The sequence below is a fragment of the Streptomyces sp. NPDC048507 genome (assembly GCF_043199995.1).
In the GTDB taxonomy this organism is placed as follows: Bacteria; Actinomycetota; Actinomycetes; order Streptomycetales; family Streptomycetaceae; genus Streptomyces.
The window spans coordinates 66012-88048 of the sequence record NZ_JBICWZ010000006.1 but is presented as its reverse complement, the minus strand read 5'-3'; the positions used below and the strand labels follow the sequence as shown (position 1 = coordinate 88048).

The 22037-nt window shown below is 74.9% G+C and carries 21 protein-coding genes; 7 read left to right on the top strand and 14 right to left on the bottom strand.

Going from position 1 to position 22037, the window contains the following annotated elements; translation table 11 throughout:
- Nucleotides 1–3 precede the first annotated feature (3 nt).
- The 6 genes from ACGFXC_RS18335 to ACGFXC_RS18310 form a co-directional block, all read right to left on the bottom strand.
- Nucleotides 4–1296 carry a sensor histidine kinase gene (locus tag ACGFXC_RS18335; RefSeq protein ID WP_393713945.1) on the bottom strand — a complete coding sequence of 431 codons (1293 nt, stop codon included), beginning with the start codon at nt 1294–1296 and terminating at the stop codon, nt 4–6.
- Nucleotides 1293–3020: a cation acetate symporter gene (locus ACGFXC_RS18330; RefSeq protein WP_393713943.1), complete on the bottom strand. Its 1728-nt coding sequence runs from the start codon at nt 3018–3020 to the stop codon at nt 1293–1295. The genes ACGFXC_RS18335 and ACGFXC_RS18330 overlap by 4 nt, the downstream gene beginning before the upstream one ends.
- Nucleotides 3021–3105: 85 nt before the next feature.
- Nucleotides 3106–3381: a hypothetical protein gene (locus ACGFXC_RS18325; protein WP_393713942.1), complete on the bottom strand. Its 276-nt coding sequence runs from the start codon at nt 3379–3381 to the stop codon at nt 3106–3108.
- 207 nt (nt 3382–3588) lie between these two features.
- On the bottom strand, nt 3589–4425 hold the full coding sequence (locus ACGFXC_RS18320; protein WP_393713940.1) for a LytR/AlgR family response regulator transcription factor: 837 nt from the start codon (nt 4423–4425) through the stop codon (nt 3589–3591).
- Between the two features lie 101 nt (nt 4426–4526).
- Nucleotides 4527–5489, bottom strand: a complete 963-nt coding sequence (locus ACGFXC_RS18315; protein ID WP_393713939.1) for an SCO0930 family lipoprotein — start codon at nt 5487–5489, stop codon at nt 4527–4529.
- A 116-nt stretch (nt 5490–5605) separates the two neighbouring features.
- Nucleotides 5606–6631, bottom strand: coding sequence for a GDSL-type esterase/lipase family protein (locus ACGFXC_RS18310; RefSeq protein ID WP_393713937.1), 1026 nt, complete (start codon nt 6629–6631; stop codon nt 5606–5608).
- A gap of 351 nt (nt 6632–6982) precedes the next feature.
- Between ACGFXC_RS18310 and ACGFXC_RS18305 the strand changes: the two genes are divergently transcribed.
- The gene (locus ACGFXC_RS18305) at nt 6983–8437 is read left to right on the top strand and encodes an amino acid transporter (protein ID WP_393713935.1); all 1455 of its coding nucleotides are present in this window, start codon (nt 6983–6985) and stop codon (nt 8435–8437) included.
- A gap of 10 nt (nt 8438–8447) precedes the next feature.
- Entirely contained in the window at nt 8448–8903 is a 456-nt protein-coding gene (locus ACGFXC_RS18300) for an Lrp/AsnC family transcriptional regulator (protein ID WP_007262967.1), read from the top strand.
- A gap of 37 nt (nt 8904–8940) precedes the next feature.
- Here ACGFXC_RS18300 and ACGFXC_RS18295 read toward each other — a convergent pair whose 3' ends face one another.
- The 5 genes from ACGFXC_RS18295 to ACGFXC_RS18275 form a co-directional block, all read right to left on the bottom strand.
- A complete protein-coding gene (locus ACGFXC_RS18295; protein WP_393713933.1) occupies nt 8941–9237 on the bottom strand; it encodes a WhiB family transcriptional regulator in 297 nt (98 codons plus the stop codon).
- Nucleotides 9238–9321: 84 nt separating this feature from the next.
- Nucleotides 9322–10689: an NtaA/DmoA family FMN-dependent monooxygenase gene (locus ACGFXC_RS18290; RefSeq protein WP_393713931.1), complete on the bottom strand. Its 1368-nt coding sequence runs from the start codon at nt 10687–10689 to the stop codon at nt 9322–9324.
- 49 nt (nt 10690–10738) lie between these two features.
- The gene (locus ACGFXC_RS18285; protein ID WP_393713929.1) at nt 10739–11914 is read right to left on the bottom strand and encodes an LLM class flavin-dependent oxidoreductase; all 1176 of its coding nucleotides are present in this window, start codon (nt 11912–11914) and stop codon (nt 10739–10741) included.
- A 64-nt stretch (nt 11915–11978) separates the two neighbouring features.
- Nucleotides 11979–12119 carry a hypothetical protein gene (locus tag ACGFXC_RS18280; protein WP_393713927.1) on the bottom strand — a complete coding sequence of 47 codons (141 nt, stop codon included), beginning with the start codon at nt 12117–12119 and terminating at the stop codon, nt 11979–11981.
- Nucleotides 12120–12205: 86 nt separating this feature from the next.
- Complete coding sequence (locus ACGFXC_RS18275; protein WP_393713926.1) at nt 12206–12922, bottom strand: GNAT family N-acetyltransferase; 717 nt, start codon at nt 12920–12922, stop codon at nt 12206–12208.
- Nucleotides 12923–13071: 149 nt separating this feature from the next.
- Here ACGFXC_RS18275 and ACGFXC_RS18270 point away from each other — a divergent pair, with 149 nt between their 5' ends.
- The 4 genes from ACGFXC_RS18270 (at nt 13072) to ACGFXC_RS18255 (ending at nt 17284) form a co-directional block, all read left to right on the top strand.
- Nucleotides 13072–13167: a putative leader peptide gene (locus tag ACGFXC_RS18270; protein WP_393713924.1), complete on the top strand. Its 96-nt coding sequence runs from the start codon at nt 13072–13074 to the stop codon at nt 13165–13167.
- Between the two features lie 798 nt (nt 13168–13965).
- Nucleotides 13966–14580 (top strand): cell envelope biogenesis protein OmpA, encoded by a 615-nt coding sequence (locus ACGFXC_RS18265; protein WP_393713922.1) that lies wholly within the window; start codon nt 13966–13968, stop codon nt 14578–14580.
- A 144-nt stretch (nt 14581–14724) separates the two neighbouring features.
- Nucleotides 14725–15528 carry a carbon-nitrogen hydrolase family protein gene (locus tag ACGFXC_RS18260; RefSeq protein WP_393713920.1) on the top strand — a complete coding sequence of 268 codons (804 nt, stop codon included), beginning with the start codon at nt 14725–14727 and terminating at the stop codon, nt 15526–15528.
- Nucleotides 15529–15586: 58 nt separating this feature from the next.
- Nucleotides 15587–17284 (top strand): flavin monoamine oxidase family protein, encoded by a 1698-nt coding sequence (locus ACGFXC_RS18255; RefSeq protein ID WP_393713918.1) that lies wholly within the window; start codon nt 15587–15589, stop codon nt 17282–17284.
- A 60-nt stretch (nt 17285–17344) separates the two neighbouring features.
- Here the strand turns inward: ACGFXC_RS18255 and ACGFXC_RS18250 are convergent, their stop codons facing one another.
- The 3 genes from ACGFXC_RS18250 to ACGFXC_RS18240 all read right to left on the bottom strand — a co-directional run bounded on the left by ACGFXC_RS18250 (nt 17345) and on the right by ACGFXC_RS18240 (nt 20811).
- Nucleotides 17345–18013 carry a DUF5995 family protein gene (locus ACGFXC_RS18250; protein ID WP_393713916.1) on the bottom strand — a complete coding sequence of 223 codons (669 nt, stop codon included), beginning with the start codon at nt 18011–18013 and terminating at the stop codon, nt 17345–17347.
- A gap of 77 nt (nt 18014–18090) precedes the next feature.
- Complete coding sequence (locus ACGFXC_RS18245; protein WP_393713914.1) at nt 18091–19512, bottom strand: uracil-xanthine permease family protein; 1422 nt, start codon at nt 19510–19512, stop codon at nt 18091–18093.
- Between the two features lie 75 nt (nt 19513–19587).
- Complete coding sequence (locus tag ACGFXC_RS18240; RefSeq protein ID WP_393713912.1) at nt 19588–20811, bottom strand: MFS transporter; 1224 nt, start codon at nt 20809–20811, stop codon at nt 19588–19590.
- Between the two features lie 56 nt (nt 20812–20867).
- On the opposite strand from ACGFXC_RS18240, the gene ACGFXC_RS18235 reads away from it, so the two are divergent.
- The gene (locus tag ACGFXC_RS18235) at nt 20868–22037 is read left to right on the top strand and encodes an ROK family protein (protein WP_393713910.1); all 1170 of its coding nucleotides are present in this window, start codon (nt 20868–20870) and stop codon (nt 22035–22037) included.

Sequence of the window (22037 nt, the reverse complement as noted above, 5' to 3'; positions counted from 1 at the left end):
TGCCTAGTCCCCTTCCCGGTGGCCCCGGTCCGTCCCCCGCGGACGGCCGGGGCCACCGGCGGGTCCGGCCGGAGCGGAGCCCGCCGGGGGTGAAGTGTGCACGCCCGCCCGGTACTTGGGGATCCGGACCGTGATCTTCATGCCCGCGCCGACGGCCGTCTCGACGACCAGCCCGTACGCGTCCCCGTAGACCTGCCGCATCCGCTCGTCGACGTTCGGCAGCCCGATGCCCGAGGAGGCCCCCGGACGCTCCCCGGACAGGATCCGCCGCAGCAGCGCAGGATCCATGCCGACGCCGTTGTCCTCGATGGTCAGCACCGCCTCCGCGCCGGCGTCCCGGGCGGCGATCGTGATCCGGCACTCCTCGGTGGAATCCTCCACCCCGTGCTTCACCGCGTTCTCCACCAGCGGCTGGAGGCACAGGAAGGGCAGCGCCACCGGCAGCACCTCCGGCGCCACCTGCAAGGTGACCTTCAGCCGGTCCCCGAACCGGGCGCCGGCCAGCGCGAGGTACTGCTCGATCGAACGCAACTCCTCGGCCAGGGTGGTGAATTCACCGTGCCGGCGGAAGGAGTACCGGGTGAAGTCGGCGAACTCCAGCAACAGCTCCCGCGCCCGCTCCGGATCGGTCCGCACGAACGAGGCGATGGCCGCGAGGGAGTTGAAGATGAAGTGCGGGGAGATCTGCGCCCGCAGCGCCTTGATCTCGGCCTCCATCAGCCGGGTCCGCGCCCGGTCCAGCTCCGAGAGCTCCAGCTGTACGGAGACCCAGCGCGCCACCTCCGTCGCCGCCCGCACCAGCACCGCCGACTCCCGCGACCCGTAGGCGACCAGCGCCCCCAGCACCCCGTCCTCGCCCGTCAGCGGGGCGAACACCGCCCACTTCAGCGGGCAGCCGGGCCGCGGGCACTCCGTGCGCAGGCTCAGGCTGCGGCCCGAGCGGAGCATCAGCGCCACCCGGGCCATCGCCCGGCGCTGGTGGTGGTCGGCGCCCGGCCCGTCCCAGGCCAGCACCGCCTCCCGGTCGGTCAGGCACAGCGCCTCCGTGCCCAGCAGCGAGCGCAGCCGCCGGGCCGCCTTGCGCGCGGCGTCCTCGGTGAGGCCCGCCCGCAGCGGGGGAGCGGCCAGCGAAGCCGTGTGCAGGGTGTGGAACGTGGCCCGCTCCACCGGGGTGCCCAGGTCCAGCCCGGCGGACCGCTCCCCGCGCCCGGCGTGCCGGCGGCCCGCCGCCCAGCCCAGCCCCAGCAGCAGGGCCGCCACCGTCACGGCCAGCACCGCGAGCGCCGTCCCGGTCACCGTGCGCTCCCCGGCGCCCGCTCCCCGGCGACGTCCTCGGGCAGGTGCAGCCGGGCCAGCGCGGCGGCCGTCCCCGCCGGGATCCGGGACCGGGTCGCCAGCGACACCCCCACCATGGTGAGGAAGCCCAGCGGCACCGACCACACCGCCGGCCAGGCCAGCAGCGCGTGCGCCCAGCCCGCCGGAACCACCCCCACCCGGGTGGCCAGCACCGCGCCCAGAGCCGCCCCGCCCCCCGTCAGCAGCCCGGCCACCGCGCCGGGCGGGGTCAGCCCGCGCCACCAGATGCCGAGCACCAGCAGGGGGCAGAAGGAGGACGCCGAGACCGCGAAGGCCAGCCCGACCGCGTCGGCGACCGGTACCTCGGTGGCCACCGCCCCGCCCGCCAGCGGCACCGCCATCGCCACCACCACCGCCAGCCGGAACGTCCCCACCCCGCGCCGGGGCAGCACGTCCTGGTGCAGCACCCCGGCCACCGCCATGGTCAGCCCGGAGGCCGTCGAGAGGAACGCCGCGAAGGCGCCCCCGGCCAGCAGCGCTCCGAGCAGGTCCCCGAGCCGGCCGCCCAGCACCCGCTCCGGCAGCACCAGCACCGCCGCGTCCGCGTCCCCGGTCAGCGCCAGCTCGGGCGCGTAGATCCGCCCCAGGGCCCCGTACACCTGCGGCAGCAGGTAGAACACCCCGAGCAGGCCGAGGACGACCAGGGTGGTGCGGCGGGCGGCCCGGCCGTTGGGGCTGGTGTAGAAGCGCACCGCCACGTGCGGCAGGCCCATGGTGCCGAGGAAGGTGGCGAGGATCAGCCCGTACGTGGCGTACAGCCGGTGTTCGCCCCCCGACAGCGGCCGCGACCAGCCCGGCGCGTCCGGGCCGGGGCCCGTGCGGGAGTCCGGGACCACGCTGCCGGGGGCGAACTCCAGGCGGGTACCGCCGGCCACCGTGTACCGGCCGGACTCCAGGGTCAGCGCGGCGCCCGCGTACGGGACCCCGTCGACCCGGCCCGTCACGCGCACGGTCAGCGGGGCGTCCACGCCGATCTGCACGTCCTCGCCCACGGTGACGGCGGTGTGCTCGCGGAAGACGGCCGGCGCGTCGAAGGAGGCGCGGGGCGCGCCGTCCCCGGCCCAGGCGGCGATCAGGAAGAAGGCGGGCACCAGCAGGGCGGTGAGCTTCAGCCAGTACTGGAAGGCCTGGACGAAGGTGATGCTGCGCATGCCGCCCGCCGCCACGGCCGCGGTGACCACGAAGGCCACCACCACGCCGCCCGCCCAGTGCGGGGCCCCGGTCAGCACCTCCAGCGTCAGCCCGGCCCCCTGCAACTGCGGCAGCAGGTAGAGCCAGCCCACCCCCAGCACGAACAGCACCGCGATCCGACGCACCGCCCGCGACTGAAGCCGGTCCTCCGCGAAGTCCGGGAGGGTGTACGCGCCCGAGCGCCGCAGCGGGGCCGCGACCAGCACCAGCAGCACCAGGTAGCCGGCCGTGTAGCCGACCGGGTACCAGAGCATCTCCGGCCCCTGGAGCAGCACCAGTCCCGCCACCCCCAGGAAGGAGGCGGCGGAGAGGTACTCCCCGCTGATGGCCGCCGCGTTGAGCCGGGGGCCCACGGTGCGGGAGGCGACGTAGAAGTCGGAAGTGGTCCGCGATATCCGCAGGCCGAGCGCACCGACCAGGACCGTGACCAGGACGACGACGGTGACCGCGGTCAGCGCGTACGTCTGGTTCAACGAGGCTTCCTTCGCCGGGGGGAGCGGGGTCCTGGGAGTGTACGCAGGCCCCCGCCCCCGGCAACAGGCGCGATCCGGGCGGCGGTCAGCGGGCCGGGCCGTGGTGCCGGGCGCAGTCGCGCAGGGCGATCTCCAGCTCCACGTACGACTCCTCCGCCCGGCGGAACGCGAGCGTCAGGGCCGCCTCCACGCGGGGCGGCAGCTGGCCGCGGGTGCCCTCCTGGGCCTCGTAGAGGACCTCGGCCCAGCGGGCGGCCGCGCTGCGCAGCCGGGCGAGCAGTACCTCGGCCTCGGCGGGACCGGCGGCCCGGGTCCGGGGCAGTCCGCTCAGCGCGTCCAGCAGCGCCTGGATCTCGGACATGCAGCTCCTCCCGGGCCGGAAGATCCACGATACGCGCGGCCCGTGCCCGGGACGGGCGGCCCGCGCCCGCGCTGCGGCCGACGGCCCCGCTGCGTCGCCGTACGCGGGCTGTGGTGCGACGAACGGCGTTCCGGTACGCCGGACGGTCGCCCGGCCGGGCGGACCGGCGGGCGGACCGGCGGGCCGGGCACGGCGGGCGGCGGGGGCTCAGCCCGTCGCCTGGCGCATCAGCAGGTCCCGGAGTTCGCGCGCGTGGCGGCGGCTGACCTGGAGTTCGGCCGGGCCCACGCGAACGCTCGTGGTGCCCGCGTCGATCCGCAGCTCGTCGATCCGGCCGAGCGCCACCAGGTGGCGCCGGTGGATGCGGACGAACCCCCGGGGCGCCCAGCGTTCCTCCAGCGTGGACAGCGGGATCCGCACCAGGTGGCTGCCGTCGTCGGTGTGCAGCCGGGCGTAGTCGCCCTGGGCCTCCACGTACGCGATGTCCGCGATGGCCACGAAGCGGGTGACGCCGCCCAGTTCGACCGCGATCTGCTCCGGCGCGCGCTCCGCGCCCCCCGCGCCCCCCGCTCCCGCCGGAGCGGCGGACCCGGCGGCCGGCTCCGCCCGGGGTTGCGGAGCGGCCGCGCGCCGCTCCGCGGCCCCGTCCGGCCGCTCCAGCAGCGCGCACGCCCGGCGCACCGCCTCCGCCAGCCGCTCCGGCCGCACGGGCTTGAGGACGTAGTCCACCGCCTTGAGGTCGAAGGCCTGGACGGCGAAGCCCTCGTGGGCGGTGACGAACACGATGAGCGGCGGCCGGACGAACCCGGCCAGCAGCCGGGCGATGTCCAGCCCGGTCAGCCCGGCCATCTGGATGTCCAGGAACACCACGTCGATGCCGTCCGGCCCGTCCGGGCCGCTCTCCAGGGCCCGGGTGACGCGGCGCAGCGCCCCGGTGGCGTCCGACGCGCCCTCCGCGCTGCGCACCCGCGGGTCGGAGCGCAGCAGGTAGAGGAGTTCCTCCAGGAGCGGCTTCTCGTCGTCGACGGCCAGTACGCGCAGCATGGGGGCCACTGTAGGCAACGGGGCCGTGCCGGGGAACGGTGCGCGGCCCCCGCCCGGGGGGAGGGGCGGGGGCCGCGCGGACCGGGGGAGGGGCGGAAGGGCTACTGGGCGGTGATGAGCTTGCCGTCGGGGGCGACGGCGTACCAGGTGCCGCCCACGCCCTGCCCGTTGGTGTCGCCGGCCTTCTTGTCGCCGGTGAAGGTGTAGACGGGCCAGCAGTTGACGGTCTGCTGCTTCTTGCCGTCCGGGCGGTCGAGGACCAGGTAGTTCTTCTCGATGATGCCCCGGGCGGCGGCCTTGTCGACCGGCGGTACGACCGGCCACTTGGCGACGCAGTCGCCCTCGCACTTGGAGACCATCGGCCAGGCGGTGTCGGGCTTGAAGCGGTAGACGGTCATGCCGTTGCCGTCGACGATGTGCTCGCCCAGCCGGGCGTCCTTGGCCACGGTCAGGGCCCCGGTGACCGCCGCCGGGACGCCGGCGGGCGCGGCGGCGGGCTTCGCGGCCTTCTTGCCGTCGGGGGCGAGCGCGAACCAGGTGCCGCCGACGCCCTGCCCGTTCAGGTCGCCCGCCTTGGTGTCCTTGGCGAAGCGGTACGCGGGCCAGCCGGCCACGGTCAGCTGCTTGCCGCCGTCCTTGCGGACCACCTCGCCGAGCAGGGCGGGGTCCATGCCGGCCGCCGCCGCCGCGTCCCCCGCCGGGACCGCGGGCCAGGCCTTGGCGCAGTCGCCGTCGCAGTTCGAGACGGGCGGCTTGGCGGTGTCCTTGTCGAAGCGGTAGAGGGTGAGGCCCGCGCCGTCGGTCAGGACGGGGCCGAGCCGCTCGGTGGCCGCGACCGTCAGCGTGCCGGCGGACGCGGCCGCGGCCGCGCCGCCCGCGCCGCCCGCGCCGTTTCCGGGACCCCTCTCGCTGCCGTACGGGTCGGAAGCGGGGGCCTTGGCATCGGCGACGGCGCCGGCCGGTGCGGCCGGGCCCGCCGCCTTGTCGTTCCCGCCGCAGGCGGTCGACGCGAGGGCGACGACGACCGCGACCGCCGCCAGGGAAGTTCCGCGCTTGATACCCATGTTGATCTCTCCCACGTGTGTGTCCGCCGGGTCCGCCGTCGGTGGCCCGGCAACGTGTGCAGAACACGGGGCCGCGGGTCCGGAGCGTTCAGTGGGAGCGGTATGAGCTGTTTCACTCAGCCGGCGTCGAACCCGGCCCGCCGGGCGGCCGTGACCACAGCGAGGCCGAGGACCCGGTGCCCGGCGTCGTTGGGGTGCAGTCCGTCCGCGAGGTGCTCGGGTCCCAGCAGGGCGCGGCCCGGGAGCAGGGCGAGGCGGTCGTCCCCGTCGGCGATCCGGTCGCGGACGGCGCGCTCCATGGCGTCGCGCAGGGCCCCCAGGGTGGCGCCCAGGCGGTTCGGGGTGCGTTCGGCGTCCGGGCGGAGCAGGGGCGACAGGAGCAGCAGGGGGGTGCGGGGGTGGCCCTGGCGGACGAGGTCGAGGAAGGTGCGGGTGGTCTCGTAGAGCAGGGGGGCCGTGTACGGCACGCGGGACCAGCAGTTCGTGCCGAAGGCGAGGGTGAGGGCGTCGGCGCGCAGGGTGGCGAGCTGTTCGGCGGTGGCGAGCTCCCCGCGGGCGGCGCCCGCGTAGCCGAGGTTCACGGTGTCCCAGCCCAGGGCCCGCCCGGCGACGGCGGGCCAGCCGTGCGCCGGCCGGGTGGACCACCAGCCCTCGGTGATGGAGTCGCCGTGCACCACCCAGCGGGGGGCCGCGGGGGCCGGGGCGAGCGGGCCGCCGATCCCCCGCAGGCCCAGGACCAGCGGGGACTGCGCCTCGGGCGGGTACAGGACGAAGGGGCCGGCCGTCGCCCCGCCGCCCCGGGGCAGCTCCAGGCGTACGACGGACTCCGTGGCGGGCTCGGTGAAGACCTCGGTGAGCAGCCCGTGGCGGTTCCACAGGGCGAAGCCGTGCGCGAGGTCGCGCAGCGCGTCGGTGGGGCCGGGGACGGTGGCCCGGTAGCGGACCTCCACCGCGTGCGCCGGGCCGGCGGTGAACTCCAGCCGGACCCCGATGGGCAGGGTGGCCCGCTCGCCGGTGTCCCAGGGCAGCCGCATGGTGTCGGCCGGGTCGGCGCGCACGGGACGGCCCCCGTCCAGCCAGGCGACCCCGCGCAGGAAGGGCCCGGGGTCCAGCCACGGCTCGTCGGAACGCGTCGGTCCCACTGATCGCCTCCGGTCCTCGGGTACGGGAGAGGAGAGGCACGCTGCGGCATGTCTGACGTGGTGTCAAGAACGGGGGTCGGGGGAGGGCTGCGCAGTGATCGATCGTCCGTGCGCAACAAACGGCCATCCCGGACAGATCCGCGCAATGATCGTTCGCCAATGTGCAAGGATGGTGCATTACGGGCGGTATCACTCAGCTCGTAGGCTCACTCGCTGTACGTGGAGTGGCGCGGACCGCCTGCTCGGCGGTCCCCCATGCCCAGGCAGGGTTCACCCCTGCCTGTCAACTGCTCCGGACCGCTGCGGTCGACGCCTGACAGTCCCCATCCGCAGTGTCAAAGGAGTCCCTTCGTGCTCGATCACGGCCAGGCGCCACCGCTCACGTCCGAGCCCCGCAAGCCCGCCCACCCGCTGCTGCGCCGCAAGCCCGTGGAGACGCTGGTCGCCGAGGGCGGCCAGGGCGAGGGCGGCACGCTGCGCCGCTCGCTCACCATGTGGCAGCTGACGATGATCAGCATCGGCGCCACCCTGGGCACCGGCATCTTCGTCGTCCTCGGCGAGGCCGCCCCCAAGGCGGGCCCGGCGGTCACGATCTCCTTCATCATCGCGGGCCTGACCGCGCTGTTCTCGGCCCTGTCCTACGCCGAGCTGGCCGGCTCCGTACCGGTCTCCGGCTCCTCGTACTCGTACTCGTACGCGACCATGGGCGAGTTCATCGCCTGGATCTGCGGCTGGTGCCTGGTCCTGGAGTACGCCGTCTCCGTCGCGGCCGTCGCCGTCGGCTGGGGCCAGTACCTCAACGAACTGCTCGACGGGACCATAGGCGTCACCCTCCCCGAGAGCATCTCCGCCCCGATGGGCGAGGGCGGCTTCATCAACCTGCCGTCGCTGGTCGTGGTCCTGCTCGCCATGGTCTTCCTGATGCGCGGCGCCAAGGAGAGCGCCACGATCAACTCGATCATGGTCGCGGTGAAGATCGTCACGCTGCTGCTCTTCATCGGCATCGGCGTCATGGGCATCAAGTCCGGCAACTACACCCCGCTCGCGCCGCTCGGCGTCACCGGCATCAGCGCCGCCGCCTCCACCCTCTTCTTCTCCTACATCGGCTTCGACGCCGCCTCCACCGCAGGTGAGGAAGCCAAGAACCCGAAGAAGGACCTGCCGCGCGCGATCATGCTCTCGCTGGGCATCGTCACCGTCCTCTACGTCCTGGTCGCCTTCGTCGCCGTCGGCGCCATGCCGTGGCAGGACTTCGAGGGCACCGAGGCCGCGCTCGCCCAGATCATGACCGACGTCACCGGCCACAGCTTCTGGGGCGTCGTCCTCGCCGCCGGCGCCGTCGTCGCCATCGCCTCCGTCGTCTTCGCCGTCCTCTACGGACAGACCCGCATCCTCTTCGCGATGTCCCGCGACGGCCTCGTCCCCAAGGTCTTCGCCAAGGTCGACGAGAAGTCCGGCGCCCCCCGCGCCAACGTGGTCATCGTCTCCCTCTTCTGCGGCGCGCTCGCGGCGTTCATCCCCCTGGGCGAACTGGCCAACGCCACCAGCATCGGCACGCTCTTCGCCTTCGCCCTGGTCAACGTCGCCGTCGTGATCCTGCGCCGGACCAAGCCCGACATGCCCCGCACCTTCAAGGTGGCGCTGTTCCCGGTCACGCCGGTCCTCGGCTTCCTCGCCTGCGCCTACATGATGTACAGCCTGCCGGTCGCCACGTGGGTCGCCTTCGGTGGCTGGATGGCCGTCGGCCTCGTGGTCTACTTCCTGTACGGCATCCGCCGCTCCACACTGGCCACAGCAGAGAAGTGATCCACCCGCAGTGCGACTGAACGATCTCGACGAACGCATCGTGCACGCCCTCGCCGAGGACGCCCGCCGCTCCTACGCGGACATCGGCTCCGAGGTCGGCCTCTCGGCCCCCGCCGTCAAGCGGCGCGTCGACCGGCTCCGCGCCGAAGGCGCCATCACCGGCTTCACGGTCCGTGTGGACCCCGCCGCGATGGGCTGGGAGACCGAGGGCTTCATCGAGATCTACTGTCGCCACAACACCTCGCCGGACGACATCCGGCGAGGTCTGGAGCGGTACCCCGAGGTGGTGTCCGCGTCGACCGTCACCGGCGACGCGGACGCCCTCGTCCAGGTCTTCGCCTCCGACATGCGCCACTTCGAGCGGGTGCTGGAGCGCATCGCGGGGGAGCCGTTCGTGGAACGGACCAAGTCCGTCCTCGTCCTCTCGCCCCTCCTGCGCCGCTTCACCTCGGGCGCCCCGGCCTGATCCGGTCCGCCACGCGGCGTCACACCGCTCACACCGCTCACACCGCCACGCGGCGGGCCCCCGCGCCGGTGAGCAGCCGGCGCCGCTCCTCCTCCGTCAGTCCGCCCCACACCCCGAACGGCTCACGGGTGCTGAGCGCGTGCTCCAGGCAGGCGGTCCGCACGGGGCAGCCGGCGCACACCCGCTTCGCGGCCTCGTCCCGGCCCTCGCGGTCGTCGCCCCGCTCCCCGGCGGGGTGGAAGAACCGTCCGGGGCCCAGGCCCCGGCACGCCGCGCGCGCCTGCCACTGCCAGTGCCGGGGTCCGGCGCCGGGCTGGCGGGAGACGTCGTTCATGGCAGTTCCCTTCCGTAGGTTGCGTCGCTCCTCCCGCGTGTGACCGCGAGAGGCGCCCCGAAACCCCGGATCGGGCGCCGCCCTTCAGGAACCGGTGGGAGCTGCCGCCACGGGCACGGCCAGCCCCAAGTGGTCGCGCAGGGTGGGCCCCTCGTACTCCCGCCGGAAGACGCCCCGCTCCTGGAGCAGCGGCACGACCGTGTCCGCGAAGGCGTCCAGGCCGCCGGGCGTCAGGTGGGGGACGAGGATGAAGCCGTCGGCCGCGTCCTGCTGGACCAGCTCGTCGATGGCCGCGGCGACGGTGGCGGGCGAGCCGACGAAGGACTGGCGCCCGGTGGTCTCGATGACCAGCTCGCGGATCGACAGCTTCCGGGCGGCGGCCAGCTCCCGCCACTGCCTGGCCGTGGCCAGGGGGTCGCGGAACATCCGGACGCCGGCCCGGCCGAGGGCGATCGTGTTCTCCCCGGGGTCCGGGTCGATCTCCGGGAGCGGGCCGTCCGGGTCGTACGCGGACAGGTCCCGGTTCCAGACGTGCTCCAGGTACTTGATCGCCGTGGCCCCGCTGACCTGCGCGGACCGCACCTCGCGAGCCCGTTCGAGGGCGTCGGCGTCGGTGTCGCCGAGGACGAAGGTGGCCGCGGGCAGGATCTTCAGCTCGTCCGGGGTGCGGCCGTACCGGGCCAGTCGGCCCTTGACGTCGGCGTAGAAGGCCCGTCCCTCCTCCAGGGTGGCGTACCGGCCGAAAACGGCGTCGGCCCCCGCCGCGGCGAACTCCCTGCCCTCGTCCGAATCGCCCGCCTGGAAGATCACCGGGCGGCCCTGCGGGCTGCGCGGCACGTTGAACCGGCCCGCGATGTCGAACTGCCGTCCCCGGTGGACGAAGGCACCCGCGCCCGCGTCCCGCAGGAAGACCCCGGTCGCCGGATCGGCGAGCACCTCGCCCCCGTCCCAGGAGTCGAACAGCTCGTGGGCGGTGGCCAGGAACTCCCGTGCCCGCTCGTAGCGGTCCTCGCGCGCCAGGAAGCCGCCGCGGCGGAAGTTCTCCCCGGTGAAGGCGTCCCAGGAGGTCACCACGTTCCAGGCGGCCCGGCCGCCCGAGAGGTGGTCGAGGGTGGCGAACTGCCGGGCCACCTCGTACGGCTCGTTGAAGGTGGAACTGATCGTGCCGGTCAGCCCCAGGTGCTCGGTCACGGCGGCCAGCGCGGCCAGCACGGTGAAGGTGTCGGGCCGTCCGACCACGTCCAGGTCGTAGATCTGTCCGCCCTGTTCGCGCAGCCGCAGCCCCTCGGCCAGGAACAGGAAGTCGAACCGGGCGCGCTCGGCGGTCCGCGCGAAGTGGACGAACGAGTCGAAGTCGATGTGGCTGCCGGCCTCCGGGTGGCTCCACACGGTGGTGTTGTTGACCCCGGGGAAGTGCGCGGCCAGATGGATCTGCTTGAGCGGCTTGCCCATGGCGGTACGTGTCCTCCGCGTCTCGTGTCGGATCGGGTCCTGCGGGCGCTCAGGCGGCGGGCCGGGCGTACCGGTTCGCGGGGCGGGGCAGCCCCAGCAGGCCGCGGAGCGAGGAGGCCTCGTACGAGCGGCGGAAGGCCCCGCGCCGCTGGAGCTCGGGCACCAGACCGCGGGTGATCGCCGGGAGGTCGTGCGCCAGCACCCCGGGGCGCAGCCGGAAACCGGAGAGGCCGGCCCGCCGCCAGTCCAGCAGCAGGTCCGCGAGCTGTCCCGGGGTCCCCGCGAAGAGCAGCGCGTCGCCGGAGTACGCCGACCCGTGGAGGGCGTCCAGCCGCTGGAGCCGCCGGGTCGCGGCCGCGGGGCCGGGGTCGAGGAAGACGGTCAGCTCCCCGAACACGTGCAGCGGCCGCCCGGCCGTGCCCGCCTCCTCCTGGGCGGCCCGGATCCCGGCCACGGCGGCGCGCGCCTGGCCGGCGTCCCGCGGGGTCACGTAACCGACGTCCGCGCCCCGGGCGAGCAGCGGATACCCGGCCGGGTCCGGCGCGAGCGCGCTGACCGGGGGCTGGCCCTGCGGGGGACGGGGGGTGATGGACGGGCCCCGGACCCGGAAGTGCGGGCCCGCGAAGCCGACGGGGTGCAGCTTGTCCCGGTCGACGAAGCGGCCCGTGGCCACGTCCCGGATCTCTGCGTCGTCCTCCCAGCTGTCCCACAGCCGCCGCACCACCTCGACGTGGTCGCCCGCCTCGGCGAGCAGCTCGCCGGCCGGCTCCAGCGGGTCGCGGCGGCCGAAGTGGCGCGCCTCGTCACGGCGTTCGGAGATCTGCACGCGCACTCCGGCCCGGCCCCGGCTGACGTGGTCCAGCGTGGCCACGGCCTTCGAGACGTGGAAGGGCTCGGTGTGGGTGGTGCTCACGCTCGGCACCAGGCCGATGTGGCGGGTCAGCGGGGCGACCCGGGCGGCCACCAGCACCGCGTCGAGCCGTCCGCGCACCAGGTCGGTGCGGCCGTCGGCCCCGGCCGGGTCGGTGGACTGCAGGCCGAGCGCGTCCTCGAAGGTGACGAAGTCCAGCAGGCCCGACTCGGCCTCGGCGACCGCGTCGGCCCAGTACCGGGCCGTGGTCAACTCGGCGGGCCGGGCCCCCGGTTCGCGCCAGGCGGCCGGGTGCCAGCCGGCGCCTTCGAGGGCGACGGCCAGGTGGACCGGGGCGGTTTCGGATGCGGGCACGGCGGCGCCGCCTTCCTGATCGGGGCGGGCCGGCGCGGCGGTCGCCGCGGCGGCGGGGGCGCGATCAGGGGCGACAGAGCGAGGCGCAGACCCGCTGGAGGTCGATGTGGGTGCGGACGTACAGCCGCACCGCGCGGCGCGGGGCGAACACGGGAGCCGGACGGAGGGCGGGACGACCGCTGATCTGCAACGTGTTCACCGCCACGGCCCTCTCCCCTCCGTCCGTGCTCCCGTTCCCACGACGCTACGGGAGACTCCGGCGGCACTCAATGAACCCCGTGTTAAGCCGTGTTACGGCTGCCCGCCCGGGTCCGCCGGGGTGCGCACGCCGACGAAGACCGGCTCGCGGCGCAGGGTGAACCCCATCGCCCCGTACAGCCGGACGGCGCCGGTGTTGTCGGCCGCCGCGTGCAGGAAGGGGGCGTCCCCGCGGTCCCGGATCCCGGCCGCGACCGCCCGGACCAGCCGCCCGGCCAGGCCCTTGCCCCGGTGGTCCGGGTGGGTGCAGACGGCGCTGATCTCGGTCCAGCCGGGCGGGTGCATGCGCTCCCCGGCCATCGCGACCAGCCGCCCCTCGTGCCGGATGCCGAGGTACGTGCCGAGCTCGACGGTGCGCGGCAGGAAGGGGCCGGGCTCGGTGAGCCGGACCAGCTCCGTCATCTCCGCGACGTCGGCGGGGCCGAGGCGGACGGCCTCCGGCGCGTGCTCGGCGCGTACGGCCCGGCCGTCGAGCTGGACGCCGGGGATGGTCATCACGGTGTCCCAGCCGGGCGGCGGGGCGGGCGGGAGGCCGGTCAGCCACACCGTCTCGCCGGGGCCCGCGAGGGCGGCGAGGTCCGCCCAGGAGGCGGGGTCGTGCGGATCGGCGAGGGCGGCGAACGGGTTGGCGGCGGGCAGGTAGCGGGCCGCGAGCCCGCCGGGGGCGGGCACGGCGAAGGCCCGGTGCGGGCCGTTCAGCGCCGCCCACACCGGGTTGTCGAGCGGGGCGGTGGGGTGCTCGGTGGGCATCGGGTGCGGGGATCCTCTCGTGGGGGCGGGCAACGGCCGGTCCCCGCCGCCTCCTTGACGGCTCCGGCCCGGCGCCGTGAGACTGCGGGGGACAGCGTCGGCGAGGGGCAGGCTATGCCCCGGGGACAGCGGGGAGCAGGTCGATTTCCGTGGCACCGGTCGAGACCCCCTCCCCCCGCCGCTGGTGGCTGACCCGCCGCCTGCACATCGACCTGCTCCGCGTCTCAAGCGCCACCCCGCACTGACCCACCCGCGCCCGCCCTCCGGCTCGCGCCGCGGTCGGGCCCGTCGGGCCGGGGCCCGAGTGCCCGGCCCGAAGCCGGCCCCCGGCGCAGGGCCCGCACCCCGGCCCCGCGCCGGCGTCTCGTCCGCTGCCGGTGCCCCGGTCCGGCGCCCGGGCACTGGTCCGGGGCTCCGTCCGGCTCCGGGTTCCGGTTCCCGGCCGGTGCCGGGGGCGGCTGCCCGGCCCTGGACGGGTGCTTCGCCCGGGCTCCCGCCCGGTGCCGGGCCCCCGGTCCGGTGGTCCGGGTTCCCGGCTGGTGCCTGGTCGCTGGTCCGGGTTTCCGTCGGGTGCCGGGGGCGGCTGCCCGGTCCGGGACGGGTGCTTCGCGCGGGCTCGGGCTCGGGCGGCTGCCCCGGTCCGGCTTCTCGGCCGGTGCCGGGCCCCCGGTCCGGGTTCCCGGCCGGTGCCTGGTCGCTGGTCCGGGTTTCCGTCGGGTGCCGGGGGCGGCTGCCCGGTCCCGGACGGGTGCTTCGCCCGGGCTCGGGCTCGGGCGGCTGCCCCGGTCCGGTGGTCCGTCCGGGTTCGGGCGCCCGGTCCGGGCCCCCGGACGGGGGCCGGGGGTGGCTGCCCGGTCCCGGGTTCGGGTTCCGGGCCCTGGCTCCGGGCGGGTGCCCCGCCTGGGGCTGGGCTCCGGAGCCCGGGTCCGGGTGCGGTCCGCCCGGCGGCGGCGGCCGGGCCGAGATCGACCCACCCCCGGCCAGGGGAGTGGCTCCGCTTCCGTCCACCACACCCCCGGAGGGTCACCGTGCTTCCGACCGTCATGCCCCGCACCACCCCCCTCCCCGCACCGCGCGGCAGGATCGGGGCCGGCTTCCTGCCGGTCCCGTACCGCTACCACCTCTACCTCGCCGAAGGCTGTCCCCGGTCCCGCCGGGTCCGCACCGCCCTCGCGCTGCTCGGCCTCACCGGTTCCGTCGGCACCACCACGCTCGGCGCCCCCGCCTCCCTCGCCGCCCTGCGCCGGGCCTACGAGGCCGCCGGGCACCACTACGACGGCACCCTCGCCGTCCCCGCCCTCTGCGACACCTGGAGCGGCCGCGTCGTCAGCAACCACACCCCCGACATCCTCGACGACCTCGCCGTCCGCCTCGCCGGGCGCCCCGATCTGGCCCCGCCCGCCCCCGCCCCCTTCGCGGGGGCCCTGCGCGCCCTGCTCGACGCGGACGCCCCCGCCGCCGCCCGGTCCGCCGCCCTGGGCCTGCTGGAGGGGTGGCTCGCCGTGCGCCCGTATGCTCTGGGGAGCCGCCCGACCGTCACCGACGCGGACCTCTGGGTGGCCCTCCAGGACCCCGCCGTCCTGCCCGGCGCCGGCCCGCGCCTGCGCGCGTACGTCCGCCGGCTGCGGGCCCATCCGGCCTTCGGAGCGGCCTCGTAACGCCCTGGCGCAACGAATCGCCGTACCCGCCCCGAAACACGCAACGAATCGATGCGCTCAGCGCAACGGTGACGTCTTGTCGCGGTCGAACGCCCGAACGTACCGTTTTACGACCCCCACCCCACCTGTCACAGAGGTACGCCCATGCCCCCGCTGCGCACCGCACTCCTCCAGAGCTCCGGACGGCTCGGCGACACCGCCGAGAACCTGAAGCGGCTCGACGAGGCAGCCGCGCGCGCCGCACAGGCCGGGGCCGGGCTCCTCGTGACCTCGGAGATGTTCCTGACCGGCTACGCGCTGGACCTCCAGGACATCCCCGCCCTCGCCGAACCGGCCGACGGCCCGTCCGCCGTCGCCATCGGCGAGATCGCCCGCCGCCACGGGGTCGCCGTGCTGTACGGCTACCCCGAGCGCGCGGGCGGCGGGGCGGTCTTCAACGCGGCGCAGCTCATCGGCGCCGACGGGACCGCGCTCGCCAACTACCGCAAGACCCACCTCTTCGGCGGCTTCGAACAGGACGCCTTCACCCCCGGCGACACCCCCGTCGTCCAGGCGGACCTCGGCGGGCTCCGCGTCGGCATCATGATCTGCTACGACGTCGAGTTCCCCGAGAACGTCCGGGCCCACGCCCTGGCCGGGACCGACCTCCTCCTGGTCCCGACCGCGCAGATGCACCCGTTCCAGTTCGTCGCCGAGCAGCTGGTCCCCGTCAGGGCCTTCGAGAACCAGATGTACATCGCGTACGTCAACCGGACCGGCCCCGAGGGCGAGTTCGAGTTCGTCGGCCTCAGCTGCCTCGCCAACCCGGACGGAGTCACCCGCACCCGGGCCGGCCGCGGCGAGGAGATGGTCTTCGGCGAGGTCGACCCGGAGCTGCTCGCCGCGTCGCGGGAGAACAACCCCTACCTGCGCGACCGCCGCCCCGGCCTCTACGCCTCCCTCGTCTGAGCCCCTGCCGCCGCTCGCCCGCCGCCCCCTGCCACACCCCGCAAGGAGACGTACCCCCATGACGTCCACGGTGCCCACCACCGCCGTCCCGCACAGCGACGGTCAGCCCCCGATCACCATGTTCGGGCCGGACTTCCCGTACGCGTACGACGACTTCCTCGCCCACCCGGCGGGCCTCGGCCAGATACCGGCGACCGAGCACGGCACCGAGGTGGCCGTGATCGGCGGCGGGCTCTCCGGCATCATCTCCGCCTACGAGCTGATGAAGATGGGCCTCAAGCCCGTCGTCTACGAGGCCGACCAGATCGGCGGCCGGCTGCGCACCGTCGGCTTCGAGGGCGCGGGCACCGAGGGCCTGACCGCGGAGATGGGCGCCATGCGCTTCCCGCCGTCCTCCACCGCCCTCCAGCACTACATCGACCTGGTGGGCCTGGTCACCGAGCCGTTCCCGAACCCGCTCGCCGAGTCCACCCCCTCGACGGTCGTCGACCTCAAGGGCGAGACGCACTACGCCGAGACCATCGCCGACCTCCCGCAGATCTACCGCGACGTGTCCGCCGCGTGGAACGCCTGCCTGGACGAGGGCGCCGACTTCTCCGACATGAACACCGCGATGCGCGAGCGGGACGTCCCGCGCATCCGCGAGATCTGGGCGAAGCTCGTCGAGAAGCTCGACGACGAGACCTTCTACGGCTTCCTCTGCAAGTCCGAGGCCTTCCAGTCCTTCCGCAAGCGGGAGATCTTCGGCCAGGTCGGCTTCGGCACCGGCGGCTGGGACACCGACTTCCCCAACTCCATCCTGGAGATCCTCCGCGTCGTCTACACCGAGGCGGACGACCACCACCGCGGCATCGTCGGCGGCTCGCAGCAGCTGCCGCTGCGCCTGTGGGAGCGCGAGCCCGAGAAGATCCTGCACTGGGCCCAGGGCACCTCCCTGTCCTCCCTGCACGACGGCGCCCCGCGCCCGGCGGTCACCCGCCTGCACCGCACGGCCGGCAACCGGATCACGGTCACCGACGCTGACGGAGACATCCGCACGTACCGTGCCGCGATCTTCACGGCCCAGTCCTGGATGCTGCTGTCCAAGATCGCCTGCGACGACACGCTGTTCCCGATCGACCACTGGACGGCGATCGAGCGCACGCACTACATGGAGTCCAGCAAGCTCTTCATCCCCGTCGACCGGCCGTTCTGGCTGGACAAGGACGAGGAGACGGGCCGCGACGTCATGTCGATGACCCTCACCGACCGGATGACCCGCGGCACCTACCTGCTGGACGACGGCCCGGACCGGCCCGCCACCATCTGCCTCTCGTACACCTGGTGCGACGACAGCCTCAAGTGGCTGCCGCTGTCCGCGCACGAGCGGATGGAGGTCATGCTGAAGTCCCTCGGCGAGATCTACCCCAAGGTCGACATCCGCCGTCACATCATCGGCAACCCGGTGACCGTGTCCTGGGAGAACGAGCCCTACTTCATGGGCGCGTTCAAGGCGAACCTGCCGGGCCACTACCGCTACCAGCGCCGCCTGTTCACGCACTTCATGCAGGACCGCCTCCCCGAGGACAAGCGCGGCATCTTCCTCGCGGGCGACGACATCTCCTGGACGGCCGGCTGGGCCGAGGGCGCCGTCCAGACCGCCCTGAACGCGGTCTGGGGCGTCATGCACCACCTCGGCGGCACGACCGACTCCACCAACCCCGGTCCGGGCGACGTCTACGACGAGATCGCACCGGTCGAGCTCCCGGAGGACTGATCCTCCCGGACCCCGTGACCACGGGCCGCCCCCGCGCACCGGCGCGGCGGCGGCCCGTCCTCATGCCCGGGCCGGGCGGGGGGCCAACGGGGACGGGGTGAGCAGGCAGCGGCCGACCAGGCCGACCCCGGCGTCGAGGGATTCGGCGAAGTCCTCGGCGAGTTCGGGGGAGCGCCGCAGGGTCCACAGCAGGCGGGCCGCGGCCCACGCCCCGGAGCGGGCGCGCTCCAGGCTCCAGGAGCCGAGCAGGTGGGTCAGCGGGTCGGCGACCTCCAGCAGGTCCGGACCGGGCATGAGGTCCTCGCGGATGCGTTCCTCCAGGGAGACCAGGGTGTCCCCGACCCGGTGGAAGTCGGCTTCGAGGGCCGCGGGCGCGCAGTCCAGGGCGTGGCAGGAGGAGACGACCGCCAGTGCCAGGTCGTGCCCGATGTGGGCGTTGATCCCGGCCAGCGCGTGCTGGAGCGGCCGCACCCCCGGGTGGCGGCGGTACTGGAGCAGCGGGCGCCAGCAGGCGGGGGCCCGGCCTCCCCCCTCCACCGCCCGCAGGTAGCGCTCCGCGAAGCGCACGCTCAGCGTCTCGGCCCGGCGGGGCGCCGGGAAGCCGCCGTGGCCGATCCGGTGGTGCAGGGTCTGGGTGACCGTCAGGTAGACCCGGTTGAAGACGGCGACGCCGTCCTGCGCGGGGAGCCGCTCGTCGAGGGCGCGCATCCGCGCGAGTACCGCTTCCATGTCAGGCAGCGTCGCAGCCGGGACGGGCCGCGCGCGGAACTTGGCCGTACGCTTCGCCGGTTCGGGCGAAGCGGCCGTCAACGCGGCGTGTTCCGCCCGTCCCCCGGCCCGTCGCCCCGGTCGCCGTCGCCCTCGTCGTAGGCGGAGGTGCCCGAGTCGAGGAGGGGCTCCTGCCGCTTGAGGTGGGGCGGGGCGAAGTAGCGCAGCGCGTGGTACCCGGTGATCACCACGATGGTGCCCAGGGCGATGCCGCCCAGCTCGAAGCTGTCGCTGAAGCGCAGCTTGACCCCGCCGACGCCGATGATGATGCCCGCCGCGGCCGGGACCAGGTTCAGCGGGTTGCGCAGGTCCACTCCGCCGTTGATCCAGATCTGCGCGCCGAGCAGGCCGATCATGCCGTAGAGGATCACGGTGATGCCGCCGAGCACCCCGCCCGGGATCGCGGCGACGACCGCGCCGAACTTGGGGCACAGGCCGAAGAGCAGGGCGAAGCCCGCCGCGGCCCAGTAGGCCGCCGTGGAGTAGACGCGGGTGGCCGCCATGACGCCGATGTTCTCGGAGTACGTGGTGTTGGGCGGCCCGCCGACCGCCGTGGAGAGCATGGACGCGGCGCCGTCGGCGGCGATGGCGGTGCCGAGCTTGTCGTCGAGCGCATCACCGGTCATCTCGCCCACGGCCTTGATGTGCCCGGCGTTCTCCGCGATCAGCGCGATCACCACCGGCAGGGCGATGAGGATCGCCGACCACTCGAACTGCGGGGCGTGGAAGGAGGGGAGTCCGATCCAGTCGGCCTTGGCGACGCCGGAGAGGTCGAGCCGCCAGTGGTCCACCGCCTCCGGGCCGCCCGCCGTCGAGTGGATCTTCCCGAAGACCAGGTCGGAGATCCAGGAGAGCCCGTACCCGAAGAGCAGGCCCAGGAAGATCGCGATGCGCGACCAGAAGCCGCGCAGGCAGACCACGGCCAGCCCGGTGAACAGCATGGTCAGCAGTGCCGTCCACTGGTCCTGGGGCCAGTAGGTGGAGGCCGTCACGGGCGCCAGGTTGAAGCCGATCAGCATCACGACCGCGCCCGTCACCACCGGCGGCATCGCCGCGTGGATGATCCGCGCCCCGAACCGCTGGACGGCCAGGCCGGCCAGGAACAGCGCCGCACCGACGACGAACACGGCGCCCGTGACCACCGCGCTGTTCCCGCCGCCGGCCCGGATCGCCGCGGCCACCCCGACGAAGGAGAGCGAGCAGCCCAGGTACGAGGGCACCCGGCCGCGGGTGGCGAGCAGGAAGATCACGGTCGCGATGCCGGACATCATGATCGCCAGGTTCGGGTCCAGGCCCATGAGGACCGGGGCGACGAAGCTCGCGCCGAACATCGCGACGACGTGCTGGGCGCCGAGCCCGGCGGTCCGGGGCCACGACAGCCGTTCGTCCGGCCGCACCACCGCGCCGGGGGCGGGGGTCCGCCCGTCTCCGTGCAGGGTCCAGCGCACGCCGAAGCCCATGTCCCACCACTTCCGTTCGGTTCGTCAGGCACCTGGCCGGACGCGCCCGGACGGCGTGGTCGACCAGCCGATATATTACGGCCGGATTGGGGCAGGTTCGTCCCGATTGGACGGGTCGGACGCCCCCGGCACCGGCTTGGCGCGCAGCACGGCCGCCCCCACGACCAGGGCGAAGGCGAGCAGCGTGACCAGACCGAAGGACACCACGAGCGAGGTCGCGTCCGCCACCGCGCCGATGGCGGACGGGGCGATGAGTCCCGATGTGTACGTGATCGTCGCGACGCCGGCGATGGCCTGGGCGGGCGCCGGACCGCTGCGCGCCGCCGCCGCGAACGCCAGCGGCACCACCACCGCGATGCCGAGCCCGATCAGTCCGAACCCGGCCAGGGCCGCCGCCGGGTGGTGGACCGTGACCACCAGCAGCCCGCCCGCGGTGGCCAGTACCCCGCCGGCCCGGACCGTGCGGACCGCCCCGAACCGGTCCACCACCCGGTCCCCGGCCAGCCGGGCCAGGGTCATGGTCAGCGCGAACGCGGTGGTCGAGGCGGCGGCCAGCCCCGCGTCGGTGTGCAGCACGTCCCGCAGGTACACCGCCGACCAGTCCATGCTGGCGCCCTCGGCGAAGACCGCGCAGAAGCCGACGAGGCCGATCACCAGGGCCGACTTCGGCGGCAGCGTGAAGTGCGGGGGCGCCTCCCCGGCCTCCCCGCGCAGGTCCAGCACCCCCCGTACGGCGAGCAGCCCGGCCCCCGTCAGGGCGAGGGCGGCGACCAGGTGGTGCAGCCGGGCGTCGGCCCCCGCGTGCGCGGCGACCGTGCCGGCGGCCGAGCCCAGCAGGGCGCCCGCGCTCCACATGCCGTGCAGCGAGGACATGATCGACCGCCCGAGCCGGTTCTCGGTCTCCACGCCGAGCGCGTTCATGGCCACGTCCGCCATGCCCGCGGTGGCTCCGTAGACGAACAGGGCGCCGCACAGCACCGCCAGGTTCGGGGCCAGGCTCGGCAGGATCAGGGACAGCGTCCACAGGGTCAGCAGGCCGCGCAGGGCGGTGCGGGCGCCGAAGCGGTGGTTGATCCGCCCGGCCAGCGGCATCGCGACGGCCGCGCCGAGGGCGGGGAAGGCCAGGGCCAGCCCGAGGGTGCCCGCGCTGAGCTGGGCGTGGTCCTGGATCCATGGGATGCGGGTGGCGAACGAGCCCGTGACGGCGCCGTGGGCGCAGAAGACGGCGGCTATCGCGAAGCGGGCGTGGCGCAGGCGCGCCGGGCTGGGGCCGGGTTCCCCGGGCGTGGGCCGTGTCATGGGGCGTAAACTATCAGGGTCCCTGCCTGATAGTTAATGGTTTCCCCCTCCCTAAGATGGGCGCCGTGACCCCTGCCAAGGTGCTGACCCCCGCCGTCGCCCCGTCCCCGGCCCCCGCCTCGCCGAGCACGGCCCGGGCCATCAACGACCGCCTCGCCCTCGAACTCCTCCAGGAGGAGGGGCCCCTGACGGCAAGCCGGCTCAAGCAGCTGACCGGACTGTCCCGCCCCTCCGTCGCCGACCTCGTCGAGCGGCTCGCCGAGGCCGGGCTGATCGAGGTCGTGGGCGAGTCCGGGGCCCGCCGGCGCGGCCCCAACGCCCGCCTCTACGGGATCGTGGCCCGCCGGGCCCACCTCGCGGCCCTCGACGTGCGGACCGACAGCGCGACCGCCGTCGTCACCGACCTGCTGGGCCGCCCGCTGGCCACGGCGGCCCTGCCCGTCGACGCCGTGGACGAGGCCGTGGAACGGCTGGAGGCCCTCACCCGGGAGGCGGGCGCCGAGGCCCTGCACACGGTGGTCGTCGGCGCGCCCGGCCTGGTCACCCCCGGCAGCGGCGAGCTGGCGGGCCCGGTCGGGCTGCCGCTCTGGCACCGGGAACTGGTCGGCGCCCTCCAGCGGCGGCTGCCGGCCACCGTCGTCGTGGAGAACGAGACCAACCTGGCGGCCCTGGCCGAGCAGCGCGTGGGCGCCGCCCGGGACGTGGACTCCTTCGTGCTGCTGTGGCTGGGCGCGGGGGTGGGCGCCGCCGTGGTGCTGGACGGACGGCTGCGCCGGGGCGCCTCCGGCGGGGCGGGGGAGATCGGCTTCCTCCCGGTGCCGGGGACGGCGGGGCTGCCCTCGGCCACCGACTGCGGCGGCGGGTTCCACTCCCTGGTGGGGCGGGAGGCGGTCACCGCCCTCGCCGTCGCGCACGGGTTCCGGGGGCCGGTGGAGGAGGCCGTCGCGGGGGCGGCGGGGGCCGCCTTCCTGGAGGTCCTCGCGGAGCGGCTCGCGCTCGGGGCGGCGGCCGTCGCGGCGGTCCTCGACCCCGGCTGCGTCGTCCTCGGCGGCGAGCTCGGCCGGGCCGGCGGGCCCGGTCTCGCCGGGCTGGTCGAGCGCCGGCTGGCCACCCTCACCCCCGTCCCGACCGCGGTCCGGGCCACCGTCCTGGGCGGTCCGGCGGTCCTGGAGGGCGCCCGCCTGGCCGCCCGCGAAGCGGCCCAGTCGGTCCTGTTCGGCCCCTGA

Excerpts from the sequence above, each read along its gene's own strand:
- ACGFXC_RS18295 (WP_393713933.1), bottom strand. The coding sequence starts at position 9,237 with ATGAACGACGTCTCCCGCCAGCCCGGCGCCGGACCCCGGCACTGGCAG.
- ACGFXC_RS18250 (WP_393713916.1), bottom strand. The coding sequence starts at position 18,013 with ATGGAAGCGGTACTCGCGCGGATGCGCGCCCTCGACGAGCGGCTCCCC.
- ACGFXC_RS18315 (WP_393713939.1), bottom strand. The coding sequence starts at position 5,489 with ATGGGTATCAAGCGCGGAACTTCCCTGGCGGCGGTCGCGGTCGTCGTC.
- ACGFXC_RS18260 (WP_393713920.1), top strand. The coding sequence starts at position 14,725 with ATGCCCCCGCTGCGCACCGCACTCCTCCAGAGCTCCGGACGGCTCGGC.
- ACGFXC_RS18265 (WP_393713922.1), top strand. The coding sequence starts at position 13,966 with ATGCCCCGCACCACCCCCCTCCCCGCACCGCGCGGCAGGATCGGGGCC.
- ACGFXC_RS18290 (WP_393713931.1), bottom strand. The coding sequence starts at position 10,689 with ATGGGCAAGCCGCTCAAGCAGATCCATCTGGCCGCGCACTTCCCCGGG.
- ACGFXC_RS18325 (WP_393713942.1), bottom strand. The coding sequence starts at position 3,381 with ATGTCCGAGATCCAGGCGCTGCTGGACGCGCTGAGCGGACTGCCCCGG.
- ACGFXC_RS18255 (WP_393713918.1), top strand. The coding sequence starts at position 15,587 with ATGACGTCCACGGTGCCCACCACCGCCGTCCCGCACAGCGACGGTCAG.
- ACGFXC_RS18235 (WP_393713910.1), top strand. The coding sequence starts at position 20,868 with ATGGGCGCCGTGACCCCTGCCAAGGTGCTGACCCCCGCCGTCGCCCCG.
- ACGFXC_RS18320 (WP_393713940.1), bottom strand. The coding sequence starts at position 4,425 with ATGCTGCGCGTACTGGCCGTCGACGACGAGAAGCCGCTCCTGGAGGAA.
- ACGFXC_RS18245 (WP_393713914.1), bottom strand. The coding sequence starts at position 19,512 with ATGGGCTTCGGCGTGCGCTGGACCCTGCACGGAGACGGGCGGACCCCC.
- ACGFXC_RS18240 (WP_393713912.1), bottom strand. The coding sequence starts at position 20,811 with ATGACACGGCCCACGCCCGGGGAACCCGGCCCCAGCCCGGCGCGCCTG.
- ACGFXC_RS18275 (WP_393713926.1), bottom strand. The coding sequence starts at position 12,922 with ATGCCCACCGAGCACCCCACCGCCCCGCTCGACAACCCGGTGTGGGCG.